General features: G+C 67.4%; 13 protein-coding genes and 1 rRNA gene. 6 read left to right on the forward strand and 8 right to left on the reverse strand.

Translation table 11 applies throughout. The annotated features are described in order from the left end of the window. Nucleotides 1-166: 166 nt before the first annotated feature. Both AC1DFR_RS17040 and otsB read left to right on the forward strand, forming a co-directional pair. Nucleotides 167-1576 (forward strand): alpha,alpha-trehalose-phosphate synthase (UDP-forming), encoded by a 1410-nt coding sequence (locus AC1DFR_RS17040; RefSeq protein WP_476851841.1) that lies wholly within the window; start codon nt 167-169, stop codon nt 1574-1576. Then, nucleotides 1566-2411 (forward strand): trehalose-phosphatase, encoded by an 846-nt coding sequence (gene otsB / locus AC1DFR_RS17045; protein WP_476873974.1) that lies wholly within the window; start codon nt 1566-1568, stop codon nt 2409-2411. The genes AC1DFR_RS17040 and otsB overlap by 11 nt, the downstream gene beginning before the upstream one ends. 33 nt (nt 2412-2444) lie before the next feature. Here otsB and AC1DFR_RS17050 read toward each other — a convergent pair whose 3' ends face one another. Then, nucleotides 2445-2846 carry a VOC family protein gene (locus AC1DFR_RS17050; protein WP_476873975.1) on the reverse strand — a complete coding sequence of 134 codons (402 nt, stop codon included), beginning with the start codon at nt 2844-2846 and terminating at the stop codon, nt 2445-2447. Nucleotides 2847-3108: 262 nt separating this feature from the next. Between AC1DFR_RS17050 and AC1DFR_RS17055 the strand changes: the two genes are divergently transcribed. Then, the gene (locus tag AC1DFR_RS17055; RefSeq protein ID WP_018775851.1) at nt 3109-4191 is read left to right on the forward strand and encodes an ABC transporter ATP-binding protein; all 1083 of its coding nucleotides are present in this window, start codon (nt 3109-3111) and stop codon (nt 4189-4191) included. Nucleotides 4192-4431: 240 nt separating this feature from the next. Further along, the gene (locus tag AC1DFR_RS17060; protein WP_028278083.1) at nt 4432-5850 is read left to right on the forward strand and encodes a DUF4032 domain-containing protein; all 1419 of its coding nucleotides are present in this window, start codon (nt 4432-4434) and stop codon (nt 5848-5850) included. Between the two features lie 48 nt (nt 5851-5898). Here the strand turns inward: AC1DFR_RS17060 and AC1DFR_RS17065 are convergent, their stop codons facing one another. The 5 genes from AC1DFR_RS17065 to AC1DFR_RS17085 form a co-directional block, all read right to left on the reverse strand. Further along, the gene (locus AC1DFR_RS17065) at nt 5899-7269 is read right to left on the reverse strand and encodes an FAD-binding oxidoreductase (RefSeq protein ID WP_476873976.1); all 1371 of its coding nucleotides are present in this window, start codon (nt 7267-7269) and stop codon (nt 5899-5901) included. A 34-nt stretch (nt 7270-7303) separates the two neighbouring features. Beyond that, nucleotides 7304-9289 (reverse strand): glycoside hydrolase family 13 protein, encoded by a 1986-nt coding sequence (locus AC1DFR_RS17070; RefSeq protein ID WP_476873977.1) that lies wholly within the window; start codon nt 9287-9289, stop codon nt 7304-7306. Between the two features lie 2 nt (nt 9290-9291). Then, on the reverse strand, nt 9292-10275 hold the full coding sequence (locus AC1DFR_RS17075) for a sugar ABC transporter permease (RefSeq protein WP_476873978.1): 984 nt from the start codon (nt 10273-10275) through the stop codon (nt 9292-9294). Continuing rightward, nucleotides 10272-11924 carry an ABC transporter permease subunit gene (locus AC1DFR_RS17080; protein ID WP_476873979.1) on the reverse strand — a complete coding sequence of 551 codons (1653 nt, stop codon included), beginning with the start codon at nt 11922-11924 and terminating at the stop codon, nt 10272-10274. The genes AC1DFR_RS17075 and AC1DFR_RS17080 overlap by 4 nt, the downstream gene beginning before the upstream one ends. Before the next feature lie 124 nt (nt 11925-12048). After that, nucleotides 12049-13347, reverse strand: a complete 1299-nt coding sequence (locus tag AC1DFR_RS17085) for a sugar ABC transporter substrate-binding protein (RefSeq protein ID WP_476873980.1) — start codon at nt 13345-13347, stop codon at nt 12049-12051. Nucleotides 13348-13626: 279 nt separating this feature from the next. Between AC1DFR_RS17085 and AC1DFR_RS17090 the strand changes: the two genes are divergently transcribed. After that, on the forward strand, nt 13627-15405 hold the full coding sequence (locus AC1DFR_RS17090) for a glycoside hydrolase family 13 protein (RefSeq protein WP_476873981.1): 1779 nt from the start codon (nt 13627-13629) through the stop codon (nt 15403-15405). 2 nt (nt 15406-15407) lie between these two features. Continuing rightward, nucleotides 15408-16439 carry a LacI family DNA-binding transcriptional regulator gene (locus tag AC1DFR_RS17095; RefSeq protein WP_476873982.1) on the forward strand — a complete coding sequence of 344 codons (1032 nt, stop codon included), beginning with the start codon at nt 15408-15410 and terminating at the stop codon, nt 16437-16439. Nucleotides 16440-16608: 169 nt separating this feature from the next. Here the strand turns inward: AC1DFR_RS17095 and AC1DFR_RS17100 are convergent, their stop codons facing one another. Together AC1DFR_RS17100 and rrf are read right to left on the reverse strand one after the other, a co-directional pair. Next, complete coding sequence (locus AC1DFR_RS17100) at nt 16609-17109, reverse strand: SRPBCC domain-containing protein (RefSeq protein ID WP_476873983.1); 501 nt, start codon at nt 17107-17109, stop codon at nt 16609-16611. Between the two features lie 126 nt (nt 17110-17235). Continuing rightward, a 5S ribosomal RNA gene (gene rrf, locus AC1DFR_RS17105) occupies nt 17236-17352 on the reverse strand. Between the last annotated feature and the right edge of the window lie 3 nt (nt 17353-17355).

A 17355-nucleotide genomic window follows, 5' to 3' on the forward strand; every position in this document is an offset into this window, starting at 1 on the left:
GATTCCGGGCGGCTAGGGTTGATGGAGAGCCACGAGCGGACCCCAGGGGGCACCAATGGAAGCAACGGACAGCGCCGGCCACGGCACACAGAGCACCACTGACGCGGCGCAGACCGCCACAGACGGCGCCGCCACGGGTGCCGCGGCAGGGGATCAGTTCGACTTCATGGTGGTGTCCAACCGGCTGCCCGTCGACCGCTGTTCTGCCGACGAGGCCGGCTGCGAGGATGGCTGGCGCCGCTCCCCCGGCGGACTCGTGACAGCCCTGGCCCCGATGATGACCAAGACCGACGGCGCGTGGGTGGGCTGGCACGGGGCCCCCGATGAGACGGTCAAGCCTTTCAGCCACGGCGGCATCGACCTGATCCCCGTCCAGCTGAGCACCGAGGACATCGAGCTTTTCTACGAGGGCTTTTCGAACGCCACGTTGTGGCCGCTTTACCACGACGTGATCGCCCCGCCGGAGTTCCACCGCACGTGGTGGGATTCGTACCGGAAGGTCAACCGGAGGTTCGCCGACGCCGTCATCCGCCATGCGGCCGAGGGTGCCACCGTCTGGGTGCAGGACTACCAGCTCCAACTGGTTCCCAAGCTGCTCCGGGAGGCCCGGCCGGATCTGAAGATCGGGTTCTTCAACCACATCCCCTTCCCGCCGCCGGAGATCTTTGCCCAGCTCCCGTGGCGCCGTGCGATCATCGACGGCCTGCTGGGCGCGGACCTGGTGGGCTTCCAGCGCAGCAGCGATGCCGGAAACTTCATGCGCTCCGCACGGCGCTTCCTTGGCGCGAGCGTCAAGCAGCAGCAGGTCCATGTCAGGGGCGCCGACGGCGAGACCACCCACATCGCGAGGGCCCAGGCGTTCCCGATCTCCATTGACGTCAAGCAGATCAGCGAGCTGGCGAAGAAGCCGGAGGTAATCGAGCGGGCGCAGCAGATCCGCCGGGACCTCGGCAACCCCAAGACCATCCTGCTCGGCGTCGACCGGCTCGACTACACCAAGGGCATCCGGCACCGGCTCAAGGCGTACGAGGAACTGCTGCAGGACGCCAAGGTCACCGTCGAGGACGCGACCCTGATCCAGGTGGCCAGCCCCAGCCGTGAGCGTGTGGAGCAGTACCGCCTGCTCCGCGAGGAGGTCGAGGGCACAGTGGGCCACATCAACGGCACCTTCGACACCATGGAGAGCACGGCCGTCCGCTACCTGCATCACAGCTACCCCATCGAAGAGATGGTGTCCCTGTACCTGGCCGCGGACGTCATGCTGGTCACCGCCCTGCGCGACGGCATGAACCTCGTCGCCAAGGAATACGTCACGGCCCGGACAAATAACGACGGAGCGCTGGTACTGAGTGAGTTCGCCGGCGCCGCCGACCAGCTCAAGCAGGCCCTGCTGATGAACCCGCACGACATTGACGGCCTCAAGGACACGATCATGAGGGCCGTCAACATGCAGCCGGCCGAGGCATCACGCCGCATGCGGGCCATGCGCAAGCAGATTCTGGACCACGATGTCGACCTCTGGTCCTCCGACTTCCTGAAAGCCCTCGCCGAAAAGGTTGTACGCGATGACTCCTGACGCCGCCGGAACCCACGACTCAGAGACCAACACTCCAAACCCGGCCCCACTCTCACTCTCCCCTGAGCTGCTGGCAGCCGTGCGCCGCGTCGCCGGCACCGGGCACCTGCTCGTGGCGATGGACTTCGACGGCACCATGTCACCGCTCGTGGACCATGCGGCCGACGCCCGTGCGCTCCCGCGCTCCGCCGCCGCCTTCGCGGCGCTGGCGGAACTTCCCCGGACGACGACGGCGCTCATCTCCGGCCGGGCGCTGGACAGCCTGCGGGCCGTCGCCTCCCCGCCGGAGGAGACGCTTCTGATCGGCAGCCACGGCGCAGAGGTCTGGATGGGGCCCGGCTCCTCGGAGCTCCTGCTCGACGACGCCCAACGCGAACTCCTGGCCGAAGTCCGCCAGGAGCTTGAGGGAATCGTGGAACAGGCCCCGGGGACCCTTTTGGAAGACAAGCCGGCCGGCGTCGTCCTGCACACGCGGCTCGCGGCGGACGACGTCGCCGAGGACGCCGTCGCCGCGGCGCGGGCGGTCCTGCAGGACCGCAGCGGCGTCTTCCTCAAGTCGGGCAACCGCGTCCTGGAGACCTCCGTCGTGAACGCCTCCAAGGGCGAGGGCATTGCCTTCCTGCGGCAGGCTGCCGGAGCCACGGCTGTGGCTTTCGCCGGAGACGACACCACCGACGAGGACGCCCTGGCCAGCCTCGTCCCGGGCGATCTCGGGGTAAAGGTGGGGCTCGATTTCACCCAGGCCGAGTTCCGGGTGGAGGCGCCGGTGCACATCTGCGAACTGCTGGAGGCCCTCCTGCGGGAGCGGAAGAAGGCCCTCGGCTCCGGGAGCTAACCCGGGCCTACGGAGCGGTCAACCGGGCGTCGGTCACGACTCAGGTTCGTAGCCGATCAACCAGTGCAGTCCGTGACGGTCGAGGACCTGGCCATCTGTTGCGCCCCAGGGCTTCGGGGCAAGGGGGTCGATCACCCGGCCGTCAACGGCGAGCTTGTCGAACCACTCGTGGAGAACTGTCGGTTCGGCGGTCCCCAGCAGCGAGAGCATGAGGCCTTCGAACCGGACGCTTTTCTCCCCCGCGGCCGCATCCGACCCCGCCAAAGCGACTGCGCCGTTCAGCTGTCCGTGGGCAATGGCATCCGGCGGCCCATCGCTGCGGTTGAACTCCTCGTAGGTGAACAAGGCAAGCTCTCCGCCGAAGACGTCGGCGTAGAAGCCAAGTGCTTCACGCGCCGTGCCGGGGAAACTGACATAGATCTGCAGTGCCGTCATGCGCACAGCATACATACCCACTTCTGGCGCCATGTGTCTGACCCCACGTGTGACATCCGTAACTTTTTAACCCATTTGGCATATATCTGACATACTCTGTTTGTGATGTGGCGCACAACTACCGTGCGGCGTCACTGGGTACTCCTCGGCTTCGGCCGAGGAGTATGCGTATGAAATCCCACAATTGAATTAACAACTGCATAAAACGACCATTCACTACGGATCGTCCGGCACGTACCTGCCGGTGAAGGGATTGATAACTGTGGCTACAGTTACTTTTGATAACGCAACACGTCTGTACCCGGGCACCGAGAAGCCCGCTGTTGACAAGCTCAACATTGATATCGCCGATGGCGAATTCCTGGTCCTCGTTGGACCCTCCGGCTGCGGAAAGTCGACCTCCCTGCGCATGCTTGCAGGTCTCGAGGACGTCAACTCCGGCCGCATCCTCATCGGCGACCGCGACGTCACGGACGTCCCGCCGAAGGATCGCGACATCGCCATGGTGTTCCAGAACTATGCCCTGTACCCGCACATGACCGTGGCGGACAACATGGGCTTCGCACTGAAGATCGCCGGCGTCAGCAAGGAAGAGCGCGCCGAGCGCGTCCGTGAGGCCGCCAAGCTGCTCGACCTCGAACCGTACCTGGACCGCAAGCCGAAGGCCCTCTCCGGCGGCCAGCGTCAGCGCGTTGCCATGGGCCGCGCCATTGTGCGTAACCCGCAGGTCTTCCTCATGGATGAGCCGCTGTCCAACCTTGATGCCAAGCTGCGCGTGCAGACCCGCACCCAGATCGCGTCCCTGACCCGCCGCCTCGGCGTCACCACGGTCTACGTGACCCACGACCAGGTCGAGGCCATGACCATGGGTGACCGCGTCGCCGTGCTGAAGGACGGCCTCCTGATGCAGGTCGACACCCCGCGCAACCTGTACGACAAGCCCAAGAACGTCTTCGTGGCCGGCTTCATCGGCTCCCCCGCCATGAACCTGCTCGAACTCCCCGTTGTCGACGGCGGCGTGCAGTTTGGCGGAACCGTTTACCCGGTACCGCGCGACGTCCTCGAGGAAGCCCACGGCCAGACCGTGACCCTCGGTTCCCGGCCGGAAGACCTTGAGACTGTTGCCCAGGGTGAAGGTCTCCAGGTCGAGGTCGACGTCGTCGAAGAACTCGGCGCCGACGCTTACGTCTACGGCCACACCACGCTCGACGGCCAGAGCCACGACATCGTGGCCCGCGTCGACGGCCGCCGCCCCCCGATGAAGGGTGAGTCCATCTGGGTCCGCCCCCAGTCGGGCCACGTACACCTGTTCGACACCAAGACCGGCCTGCGTCTCGGCGACTAGTCCCCACCGGCTCCCTAACCTCGCTTCGCGTCGGTCGGGGAACCCTGCCGGCGTGGGCCCATCCACCGGCTCCCTAACCTCGCTTCGCGTCGGTCGGGGAACCCTGCCGGCGTGGGCCCATCCACCGGCTCAGCAGACGGCGGCCCTCCCCAGCGGAGGGCCGCCGTCGGGCGTTAACAGCCCTGCTTTAGGTGCGGCCCGCCAAATACGGAAGAATTGATTCATGACCGAGGAAACCCCATGACCGAGGAAAACAGTGCCCAGTGGCACGACGAGCCCACCGACTACGGTCAGATCGGGAAACTGCCCCGGTTCGAGGCCGCCAGCGCCAATGACGACAAGGCCGCGATGGTGTCCAGCTCGCTGAGCATCACGGCCGCCGCCACCGAGCCCGAGCTGCTGGACCTGCCCTGGCACATTGCCCTCGAGGACTGGCCGGCCGAATATCTGGCAGCCCTCCCCCGCGGCATCTCCCGGCACATCGTGCGCTTCGCCCACCTCGGCGGCTCGGTGATCGCCATCAAGGAAACCTCGGAACACGTGGCCCGCCACGAATACCACATGCTGCGCAAGCTCGCCCGGCTGGACGTTCCCGGCGTGGAGCCGGTGGCCGTCATCACCGGACGCACCACCCCGGAGGGCCGGCCCCTGAACCCCGTGCTGGTCACCCGGCACCTGAAGTTCTCCATGCCCTACCGTGCGCTCTTCTCCCAGATGCTGCGCAAGGACACCCTGACCCGCCTCATCGACGCCCAGGCCCTGCTGCTGGTCCGGCTGCACCTGATCGGCTTCTACTGGGGCGACGTCTCGCTCTCCAACACCTTGTTCCGCCGCGACGCCGGCGCGTTCGCCGCCTACCTGGTCGATGCCGAGACCGGCGAACTGTACCCGGATTTGTCCACCGGCCAGCGCGAGTACGACCTCGAAATCGCCCGCGTCAACATCGCCGGGGAACTCATGGACCTCCTCGACGGCGGCCTGATCGAGGAGAAGGTGGACCCCGTGGCCACCAGCGAGCTGATCATGGACAGCTACCGGCGGTTGTGGACCGAGCTGACGGCAAAGGAATCGTTTGAGATCGGGGAACGCTGGCGCGTGGCCGCCCGGATCCGGCGGCTCAACGAGCTGGGGTTCGATGTCGAGGAATACGCGATCAAGACCACGCAGAACGGCTCCACCATCCAGCTCCAGCCGAAGGTCGTCGACGCCGGGCATCACCAACGCCGGCTGCTGCGCCTGACCGGCCTGGACGCCCAGGAAAACCAGGCCCGCCGGCTCCTGAACGACATGGACTCGTTCCGGGCGGACAACAACCCGGGCATGGACGAGGAATACAGCGCGCACCTGTGGGTCAGCCAGATCTTCGAACCGATCGTCCGGGCCATCCCCCGCGACCTCTCCGGCAAGCTCGAGCCGGCCGAGGCGGTGCACGAGGTCCTGGAGCACCGCTGGTACATGTCCGAGAAAGAGAACCGGCACATCCCCCTGGCGGAGGCCGTCCAGTCCTACATCGACAACGAACTCCGCCACCGGCGGGACGAGGCCGCGATCATGCTCAACCCGGACACGGGGTTGCTCAAGATCCTTGAGGTGGAGACCGAGGAATCACGCTACGGCGCCGACGACTCAGTAGACGAATACCCCGACTCCGACGACTAAGCCGCGCGCCGGGCATGTTGTGGCACGCCCGGGCTAAATCGCCTTGAGCTAAATCGCCTTGCCGGGGTTCAGGATTCCGGCCGGATCGAAGAGTTCCTTGATCCGGCGCTGCAGCTCACGCACGGGTTCCTTCTGCTCCAGGCCAAGCCAGCGCAGCTTGTACTGCCCGATCCCGTGTTCGCCGGTGATCGTGCCGCCCATGGCCAGGGCCACGGCAATCGACCGGTCCAGGGCGGCGCCCAGGCGGCCCATGGCATCGGGGTCCACGGCATTGTCCACCCGGTCGACCCAGAAGGTGGGGTGCAGGTTGCCGTCACCGGCGTGTGCCACGACTTTGAGCTGCACCCGGTGCTCCGCCGCCATGGACTCAAGTTCGGCGACGTAATCCACCAGCCGCGAACGCGGCACGGCCACGTCCTCGCCCACCCGGTATTCGTCGTCCACCTCGGTCCCTCGGCTGTTGCGGCGCAGTTCGACAAGCTCCTCTGCCTCCGCGTTGGCCTCCATGGTCACCACCGCTCCTCCCGCCACCAGGACCGGGCGGATGGCCGCGGCTTCCGCCGCCGCGCCGAAGCCGTCGGTCTGGATCAGCAGCAGGGATGCCCCGCGAGCGGCCAGGTCCGAGCCGTGGAGGTCATCGAGTTGGGCGAGCGATCCGCCGTCGAGCAGTTCCATGATGGCCGGCTGCACGCGGGCCCTCCCCACTGCGAGGACCCCGGCCGCGGCGCTGCGGAAGTCCGGGTAGAAGGCGGCGATGGTGTGAACGTCGCGCGGCAGGTACTTCAGCCGTACGGTGACACCGACCACGATCCCCAGGGTCCCCTCCGAGCCGACGAACAGCCCGGTGAGGTCATAGCCGGCGACGCCCTTGAAGGTCTGGTGGCCGGTATGGATGAGGGAGCCGTCCGCGAGGACGACGTCGAGCGCCAGGACAGAGTCGCGGGTCACCCCGTACTTCGCGCAGCGCAGCCCGCCGGCGTTGGTGGCCACGTTCCCACCGATGGTGGACATCTTGAAGCTTGCAGGATCCGGGGCATACATGAGCCCGTGCTCGGCGGCGGCCGCATTCAGGTCGGCGTTAATGACGCCGGGTTCCACGACGGCGGTCTCGTCGTCCGGGTTGAGGTCCAGGATGCGGTTCATCCCCTCGAGCGTGAGCACCACGCAGCCCGCGCTCGCGTGGGCGCCCCCGGAGACCCCGGTACCGGCCCCGCGCGCCACAAGCGCGACGCCAAGGGCGGCGCAGGCACGCACAGTAGCCTGCACGTCGGCCACCGAATCGGCGCGGACCACCACCTGCGGGAGCTGATAGTCCAGGACGGGAGCCTGGTCCACGGCATAGGCGGCCAGGGTGGTCGCGTCCACGGCAATTTTCGCCGCGCCCAGGGCGGTGGTCAGCTCGTCGATGATGCTGCGCATGCGGTCTCCAGTTCGGTCGAATCCGGTTCCCAGTCTAAGACTGCGGGAGCGGCAGCCGGGTCCCGGGCAGCACCCATGCGGCAGCGGCCGGACCTCGGGTGCGGATCAGGGCGGATCGGGCGGTCTCATCCGCCCTGATCTTCCCGGCAGACGCGTCCGGCGATGGCTCCGGCGCCCCGCCCGGCTCCCCGCGCGGCTCCCGCCGCAGTTCCACCATGACCTCGCCCGCCGCGTAGGCAGGCCGCCCGGCCAGGGCCGCGAACTGGGCCCCTGAGAGTGTTCCGGGAGCCAGTTCCGCCTCCGCCCCGGCCCGGGCCACCACCACGACCACGGCGCTCTTCCCTGTTTCACGCACGAACGCCAGGACGTCCCCGCGTGCGTACAGCCAGCGCACGCCGCCGCCCGTCAGTGCCGGCTGGTCCCGGCGCAGCGCGGTGAGGGCTGCGTAGTCCGCCGTCAGGTCGGTGAGGATGCGGCTGGGGTCGTCCCAGGGCATGGGCGTCCGGGAGGACTCCCCGTTGTCGCCTTTGAGTCCGAACTCGTCGCCGGCGAACACCACGGGAACGCCCGGCAGGGTGAACATCAGCAGCGCGCCGAGCCGCTGGCCGCCGTCGATCATCACGGTGGCCGCCCGCGCGGTGTCGTGGCTGTTCAGGGCGTTCATGTTCTGCTGACGGACGTCCCAGCTGAACGCGGAAGCGAGGTCCAGGTGCGTGGCCAGGAAGTCCTCCGCGGCGGTCCGGTTGGGGCCTGGCAGCGGGGTTCCAAAGAAATTGACGTGTCCCGCGTCCCCTGCGAGCCAGGACCACAGCGGGCGGGTGAAGTTGGAGTAGGTCATGGCACCGTGCCAGTGCTCGCCGCTGAAGTCGGGTGCCGCGTCATTCGTGGCCTCGGCGAGCAGAGCCGCCTCGGGGTTGATCGAACGGACGCGGTCCGCGATCAGCCGGGCGACGTCGTAGTTCAGATCGGTGCCGCCGAGCCTGCCGGTCATGTTGCCGACGTCGATCCGCCAGCCGTCCAGGTTGAACGGCGGCCGGAGCCAGAGCGCCACCGGGGAATCGTCATCCAGGACGAATTTCTCGCGCAGGCCCGGGGAGGCCCAGTTGAGCTTGGGCAGCGACCTGACGCCGTACCAGGACTCGTACGCCGTGTGGTCGGCATTGAAGTAGTAGTACCCGGCTTCCTCGGAGGCCGGGTCGGCCAGGGCGCGCTGGAACCATTCGTGGGCGTCGCCGGAATGATTGGCCGTGAGGTCACCCATCACCCGCAGGCCGCGGGCGTGGGCGGCCTGGACGAGTTCCACCAAGGCCTCGTCCCCGCCCAACAGTGGGTCCACCATGGAAAAGGTGGCGGCGTCGTAGCGGTGGTTGGAGCGGGCCGGGAAGAACGGCGTCAAGTAGATGACGTCGGCCCCGAGCGCCTGAATGTGCTCCAGCCGCTCGGTGATGCCCCGGAGGTCGCCGCCGTAATACTGGTACGGGGTCTGCGGACCGGAGCCCTCGACCTCGGTGGTGTCCCACCCGCACGGCACGGCCCAGTCCGGGAACGCCTCGTCCGGGGAAGTATGTTCCGGCGCCGGCTGCGACGGCGTGGAGCGGGCGAAGCGGTCCGGGAAGATCTGGTACATCGTTCCCCGGCGCAGCCATTCGGGGGCGGGCCGGAACGTGGTGAGGCGGAAGTCGGCGTAGTCGGAGACGTCCCGGCTGAATAGGCCCTGCGCGTTCAGGGTCCAATACCGCGGGCCGACCTCGATCAGGAACCGGTAGCGGGCCACCGGGTTGGTCACCACCATCGCAGCCTCCCACCAGGCCCACCCGTCGACGTCGCCAAGGTTCCTGGCCGGATCGTAGCGGGGTTCGCCGTCGTGGATGGACCGGAGCCACACCCGGGCGGGCCGCCCCCAGACGGCCGGCACGCGGAGCCGTAGCCGGACGTCCGCCCCCGGTTCCACGTGCCGGGGCGCGTGGAGTGCCGAACCGTCGTGGTGCGGCAGCGGGCCGGCGCTGCCTGGCAGCGTCATGCCTAGCCCTTCACCGAGCCCGCGGTGAGGCCGCTGACGATGTAGCGCTGCAAGAACAGGAACAGGGCCATCACCGGGATGGCGCTGAGCACGGCGCCGGCGGCAAAGACTCCCCAGTTCTCCGAGCGCTGCTGCGCCACGAAGGAGTACAGACCCACGGCGAGGGTCTGGCTGTCCGGGTCCGTGAGCACCACGGAGGCGATCACGAACTCGCCGGAGATGCCGATGAACGTCAGGAGGCCCACCACCGCCAGGATCGGCGTGACGAGCCGCATGATGATGCCGAAGAAGATCTGCGCGTGGCTGGCGCCGTCGATCTTCGCCGCCTCGTCCAGGGACTGCGGCACGGTGTTGAAGAAGCCGTACATGAGGTAGGTGTTCACGCCCAGCGCGCCGCCCAGGTACACCATGATCAGGCCCAGCTGGCTGCCCAGGCCGAGGGCCGGGATGACCTCGGAGATGCCGCTCAGGAGCAGGAAGATGGCGACGACGGCCAGCAGCTGCGGGAACATCTGGAGCAGCAGCAGGCTCAGCAGGCCGATCCGGCGCCCGGTGAAGCGCATCCGGGAGAAGGCGTACGCCGCCATGGCGCCCAGGAACACGGTGGCCGCGGAGGTCACGCCGCCCACCACCATGGTGTTGCCGAACCAGCGGGCAAAGGGCCGCGAGGGCATGTCGAACAGGGCGGTGAAGTTGCCGAAGTCGATCCTGCTGAACAGCGCGTTGGAACCCACCAGGGTGCCGGTGGAGTTGAGCGCTGCGGAGAGCACGTAGAGCAGCGGGAAGACCGCGAAGACCGTCACGATGCACCCCACCAGGTGGCGCCATCCTTTGTCCTTGAACCAGACGCCGAACGGGCGCCGGCGCTGCAGCGACTTGAGGTATTCGACGTCGGTCGCGCCGGGGGTGATGTTGCCGGGGCCGGTCCCTCCACCCTGCCGGGTTTCCTCTGCCGGAGCGGCGGTGCGCGATGCTGACCCGTTCATGCGTTCACGTCCTCGAGTGCCTTGGTCTGCTTGAAACTGATGGCCGAGACAGTGGCCACGATGATGAAGATGATGATCGCCAGTGCGCTGGCGAGGCCGTAGTCACGGCCAGTGCCCTGCCCGAATGCCACCTTGTACACCAGTGTGATCAGGATGTCGGTGGCTCCGATGTCCCGGTTGGTGTCCTCGAAGCGGGGTCCGCCGCCGGTGAGCATGAAGATCACGTTGAAGTTGTTGAAGTTGAAGGCGAAGGAGGAGATCAGCAACGGCGCGATCGAGACCAGCAGCAGCGGGAGCTTGATGGAGCGGAACACCCGCCACGGGCCGGCACCGTCCATCCGGGCGGCCTCGTCCAGCTCGCTGGGCAGCGACTGCAGCGCGCCGGTGCAGACCAGGAACATGTAGGGGAACCCCAGCCAGAGGTTGACCACCAGCACGCTGATCTTGGCCAGGAACGGGTCGGTGAGCCAGCCGATGGATGCCCCTCCGAACAAGTTCTGGTTGAGCCACCCGAATTCCGGGTTGAGGATGCCGGACCAGACCAGGCCGGTGAGGAAGGCGGGGAAGGCGTACGGCAGGATCATCAGGATCCGGTAGACCTTCTTGCCCCTGAGGTCCTCGCGGTTGAAGGTGATGGCCAGGAACAGCCCCAGCGCAAAGGTCAGAGCGACGGAAGCCAGGGCGAAGGTGAAGGTCCAGAGGATAACGCCGAGCAGCGGGCCGCGCAGGCTGGGGTCGGTGAAGGCGCGGGCGAAGTTTTCCATCCCGACGTCGATCTTCCAGCCGGTGGAGAGCGTCTCGCCGTTGCCTGCCGCGAAGGCGCCCTTGCCGTTGTCGCGGTAGACGGCACCGGAGGCGGTGTCCGTGAAGGTGTCGGCAGCGGCGTCGTACTTCAGCGACGGCTTGAACTGGTAGGCGTTGCTGCCGTCCGCGGTGCGCAGGGTGCCGTCGGCCGGGTTGGCGGAGACCGGGACGGTGATGTCCAGGATGCTCTGCTGGTTGGCAACGATCTCCTGGAAGTTCAGGGTTCGGTAGCCGGCCAGGGCGTTGGCCTTCCCGGTCGAGTCCTTGCCGGCGCCGGGGGCCTCCGCGAGCGGCGCCTCGGTGTTACCGAGCGAGACCTTGCCCTGCGGGTCGGTGAAGAGAAGGTAGAAGGAGTTGTCCTTGGTGAGCACGGCGGCCTTGTAGGCCGGCGACTCGGGCACCCGCTTCTGCGCGGTGAGCTGGATGGCGGCGATCGCGTCACCCTTGGTGCTGTTATGGCCGTCGCCGTAGTTGGTGAACGCGATGTAACCGCTGAACATGACCACGAAGACCTGGAATACGAGCAGGAAGAGCACGCCCGGGGCCAGGTACTTGGCGGGCAGGCCGCCCTTGCGCAGGTAGATCCAGTTGATCACCAGCACGACGGCGGCGGAGACTCCCAACGCCAGCCAGGACTGGCTCAGGAAAAGCATCATCAGGATGTAGACAGCGAGGGCGTCCACGAGGCCCAGCAGCACGATCTTGGCGATGGTTCCCTTCACCCCCTCGGGGCCGCTCCGGCGTGGGTGGGCGCTGCCAGCCCGCCGGGCTGAGGTTGTGGGGGCGGCGTCCGGGGCGGACGACAGTGCGGGGTCTATGTCCTCGCGGAGTTCGGTATCTGACATGGCTGTCTACAGTCCTTGGGAGAAGCTGGGGTGATGCAGGAACGGGACGGGCGGCCTCACGGCCGCCCGGCCCGGTGCCGCCGGTCACTGGCGCTTGGGGAAGCGTCAGGAACCGGCGCGGGGACTAACCCTTGATCTTGCTCTTGATGCTGGCGGCCATCTTGGCCCAGTCAGCGGCGGGATCGCCCTGGCCCTTGATGAGGGCGAGCTCGGTGGCTCCCCAGTCGGCCCAGACGGCACTCATTTCCGGGATGGCCGGCATCGGGACGCCGTTGGCGCCGATCTTGCCGAAGGCGGCGACAACCGGGTCGCTTGCTGCCTTCTCGAAGGAGGCCTTCAGTGCCGGCGGGCGGCCGCCGGCCTTGTACATGGAGTCCTGGGCGGCCTCGGAGGTCAGGTAGTTGGTGACGAACTCGTTGGTGGCCAGGGCGTTGGCGCTCTTGGCGCTGATGAAGAAGCCGTTGACGCCGATGAACGGCTGGGCCGGCTGGTCGCCGGTGGTCGGCAGCTCGTCGACAGCGAACTTGATGCCCTTCTTCTGCACGTCCGGCACGTTCCACGGGCCGGTCAGGTAGTACGGGGACTCGCCGGCCAGGAACTTCTCCTTGGCGATGTCACCGGTGATGTTGGAGTTGATGATCTTTTCGCCCTTGTCGCCCCAGGCGGCCAGCTTCTTGGCGAACTCGACGCCGGAGGCGTCGCCGATCAGGAGCTGCTTCGGGTCGTAGCCGCCGTCGGCTGCCTTGCCGAAGACCTGCGAGCCCATGGAAGCCTGCAGCGGGTAGAGGTGGTACGGATCGCCCTGCTTCGGGTCCATGCCCACGAGGAACGGGAACTTCGCCTTGCCGTCGGCCACGGCCTTCTTGCCGTTGGCGACGACCTCGTCCAGGGTCTTGGCGCTCTGGGCAACGAGGTCCGTGTTGCGGAGCAGGGCGATGTTCTCGATCGCATACGGGACGCCGTAGACGGAGCCGTTGTAGGTCATGGCCTTGATGGAGGAGTCCTGGAACTCGGACTTCTTGTCCCCGAGCTCCACCGGAGCGATCACGCCGTTCTGGACGAACTTGCCGACCCAGTCGTGCGGGCCAACGATCAGGTCCGGGCCCTTGCCGGTCGGGACCTGGGTGATGAAGTCGTCGCGGACAGCGGCGAAGTCCTTGACGACGAGCTTGACCGCGATGCCGGTATCGGTCTGGAACTTGGCCGTGATGTCCTTCAGCGCGGGCGCGCGCTCGGCATCGACCCACATGGTGATCGTGCTGGCGCCGGAGGCCTTCAGGTCAGGCTTGGCCGTCGCGGTCGCCGGTGCGGTGGCTGCGGCGCCGCCGCACGCGCTGAGGGCCAGCGCGGCCACTACGGAAATAGCGCCCGCGGTGAATACGCGGCGGCTCGTTCCGTTCGTGAGGGTGTTCTGCACCTTCATTGGTGTCCCTTTCATAAATCCCTGCATCCACGCGTAAGGCCCTGGAAGTCCATTCCAGAGCCCCGTGGCATCGTCGGTGATGTGGCTCACAACTGCAAGCGCTTCCAAAGTACACGCTAGGTACCACTTTGAAAAGTCACCGCACCGAACCGGCGCGAAGGCCCCGCCGGCCGGCCGGACGCCGGACCGGGGACAGTCCCAGCGTGCGACGAAACTGCCCGATTCGAATGTGACTGGAAGCGTTTTCATTTTCCCGGTGTGGGACTTACGATTACCGTCATGTCCGTTGATTCAGTTCTCCTCTCCCCCGCCGCGCAGGCCGGCCCCCTGACGGGTCCGCTGACCCCGGTGCACGCCGCAGACCACATCCCGGGATGGTGGCGGTCCGCCGTCATCTACCAGGTCTACCCTCGCTCGTTCCGGGACCTGAACGGCGACGGCATCGGCGACCTCGCCGGAATCACCGCCGAGCTTCCCCGGCTCGCCGACCTGGACATCGATGCCGTCTGGCTTTCGCCGTTCTACCGGTCTCCGCAGCGCGACGCCGGCTACGACGTGAGCGATTACTGCGACGTCGACCCCCTGTTCGGCACGCTGAACGACTTCGACGCCATGATTGCCGAGGCCGCGCGGCTGGGACTGCGGATGATCGTTGACCTGGTGCCCAACCACTGCTCGGACCAGCACGCGGCCTTCCAGGCCGCCCTGGCCGCTCCCGCCGGCAGCCCGGAGCGGGACATGTTCATCTTCCGCGACGGCCGTGGAGCATTCGGCGAAGAACCGCCGAACAACTGGCAGTCCCACTTCGGCGGGTCGGCGTGGACCCGGATCACCGAACCCGACGGGACCCCGGGCCAGTGGTACCTGCACCTCTTCGACTCCTCCCAGCCGGACTTCAACTGGGACAACCGCGCCGTCCACGTGGAATTCGAGCGGGTCCTGCGCTTCTGGCTGGACCGCGGCGTCTCCGGTTTCCGGGTGGACGTGGCGCACGCCCTCGTGAAGGCCACCGGCCTGCCGGAGTGGGGCGGCCGCGCCGACGGCAGCAGCTCTGACGGCTTCCCCGGACGCGACGCTCCGATGTTTGGCCAGCCTGCCCTCCACGACATCTACCGCCAGTGGCGGCTGATTCTCGCCGAGTACGGCCCCGACCGGATCCTCTGCGCCGAGGCAAACGTTGACCCGCTCCCCCGGCTCGCCGACTGGGTGCGCCCGGACGAAATGCATCAGGCCTTCAACTTCCCCTACCTCCACGCGGGCCTGGACGTGCATCGCATGCGCCACGTCATCACCGAGTCACTGACGTCGCTGGACGCCGTCGCCGCCCCCAGCACGTGGGTGCTCTCCAACCACGACGTCGTCCGCCACGCCACCCGCTTCGGATACAACGGGCAGGCGCCGCGCGACGGTGACGGAATCGGCACCTGGGATCCGCAGCCGGACGAGGACCTCGGACGCTCCCGCGCGGCAGCGGCGTCCCTGTTCATGCTCGGGCTGCCCGGCGGGGCTTACCTCTACCAGGGCGAAGAACTCGGCCTTCCGGACGGGATCGACATCCCGGACACCCGGCGCCAGGACCCCACTTTTGCCCGCACCGGCGGCGCACGGCTGGGCCGCGACGGCTGCCGCGTCCCGCTGCCCTGGCAGGCCGGAGAACTACACGCAGGATTTGGCGACGGGCAGGACCCGTGGCTGCCGCAGCCGGAAAGCTTCGCCCGGCTGGCGCGGGATGTGCAGGCCGCTTCGCCGACGTCGCACCTGAGCCTCTACAAGCGCATGCTGGAGCTCCGCCGCCGGCTGGACCTGGGCCGCGGCTCACTGTCCTGGTACGAGGACCTGTGCACGGACACGAGCCTTGCCTTCCTCAACGGCTCCACGCTGGTGCTGCTGAATGTGGGGTCCGAGCCCTTGGAACTGCCCGCCGGGCGGGTGCTGCTGCGCAGCTCAACGTCACCGGAGGCCGGCTACGACGTTGGGGGCATGGACAGCGCCGGCGATCCGTTAAGCTCAGGTGAAACTGTTTGGCTGGAAATCTACATCGAGGACACGGAGGGCTAGGCATGCCCGGCATCAAGGACGTCGCGGAACGGGCCGGCCTCTCCATCGCCACCGTTTCGCGCGCCTTGAGCGGCAAAGGCAACGTTTCCCCGCGAAGCCGGGAACGCGCCCAGACCGCCGCCGCTGAGCTTGGCTTCGTCCTGTCCTACCACGCCTCCAGCCTGGCCTCCGGGCGCAATCACAATGTCGGCCTTGTTGTCCCCTCGGTCCACCGGTGGTTTTTTTCCTCGGTGGTCGAAGGTGTCTCTGCCACCCTGCTGGACGCCGGCTACGACCTCACGCTGTACAACGTCAGTGGGGGGCAGGAGCGCCGGCACAGTGTTCTGAACGACTTCCTGCTGCGCAAACGCGTGGATGCTGTGATCGCAGTGTCCTTGGAGCTCTCCGAGGCCGAGATCGACCAGCTGCTGGCCATCCACCGTCCGATCGTCGGGATCGGCGGCCCGTTGCCTGGCGCGTCGACCATCCGCATCGATGATTCCGGCATCGCGGAGGCCGCAGCCCGCCACCTGATCCAGCTCGGCCACAGCAAAATCGCCCATATGACCGGCGATGCCGCCTACGACCAGGATTTCCGCCTTCCCGGGACACGCCAGGCGGGCTTCAAGAAAGCCATGCGCGACGCCGGGCTGACGGTCCGGCCGGAGTGGCAGATCTCCGCCGATTTCACGATCCAGGGCGCCTATGCCAACGCCCGTACGCTGCTCGGCACCTCACCGGAGCGCCCCACGGCCGTCTTTGCCGCCTCCGACGAGATGGCGATTGGGACGATCCTCGCTGCCCGGGATTTCGGCCTGCGGGTGCCGCAGGACCTCTCCGTCATCGGCATCGACGGCCATGAACTTGGTGAGGTCTTCGGGCTGACCACGTTCGATCAAGACGCGCGGGGCCAGGGCGCGCTGGCCGTGCGGCGCTTGTTGGCCAGGCTCGACGGCGCCGGAGACGCGGCGGCCCCGCACACCGAATACCCTACGCGCTTTGTCATCCGGTCCAGCACCGCCGTTCCGCCCCTTGACCAAGGACCGATCCGCTAGTCTCCGGCTATTTTCTCCGTGGCGGCGTTCCTGCCCAGTTCCTCGCTCCATGGCCTGGCCGTCTGCCCAGAACGGCCCGGAAAGCCGGGGAGGCCCCACGGGTTCTCCGCCCCGGTCCTCCGAGCAACTGGGAAGCAACGCCTCGATCCGGCCCACAGGCAAAGCAAGCTCAGGCGCCGGCGCCGCCCATGAAGCGAACAAAACGGTCCAGGACGCCGGGCCAGCCGGCCGCGTCGTCTGCCCGGGCGGCCGCGGGATCCTCGGCGCCTTCCCAACCGCTGTGAACCAGGCGGAGCTCTGTTCCCTCGCCGACCGCCTTGAAGGCCACCCGGAGCTCAGTGGACCATATGGCAGTTGTCCCAGGGTGCCAGCTGGCATGGAAGGACAACGGCGGCTGCCAGTCGTCAATGGATCCCCACACGGCTGTCCGGCCATCATCAGCGGTCTCCATGATGAGGCTCTCCTCGAACTCCACGTAGGAGCCGGCGCCATAGACGCTGTGGTCCTCCAGCGGCCACCAGAGGTGCGTATGTTCGGTGAATCCCACAAAGGCCCGGGCGACGGCGCCGGGTACCACCGCCGTGTAGACAACCGGCTCCAGACCGTCGGCTACCTCCGGCTCGGGGCCATCAGAAGGGTCAACGGGAGCATGGCTGAAGAGGTTATCCATGGGCAACAACTCTACCCGCGCCGCCCAACCGGGCCCGCATGGGGTTTCGGCTTGAGTATTTCGTATGGGTCGTTAAATGCGGGAGGACCCCCACCTGGTGGTGGGGGTCCTCGACCGTTAATGGTGTTCCGGCGGTGACCTACTCTCCCACACCCTCCCGGGTGCAGTACCATCGGCGCTGTGGGTCTTAGCTTCCGGGTTCGGGATGGGACCGGGCGTTTCCCCCACGCTATGACCGCCGTAACC

The organism is Arthrobacter sp. 05T410 (genome assembly GCF_056396505.1).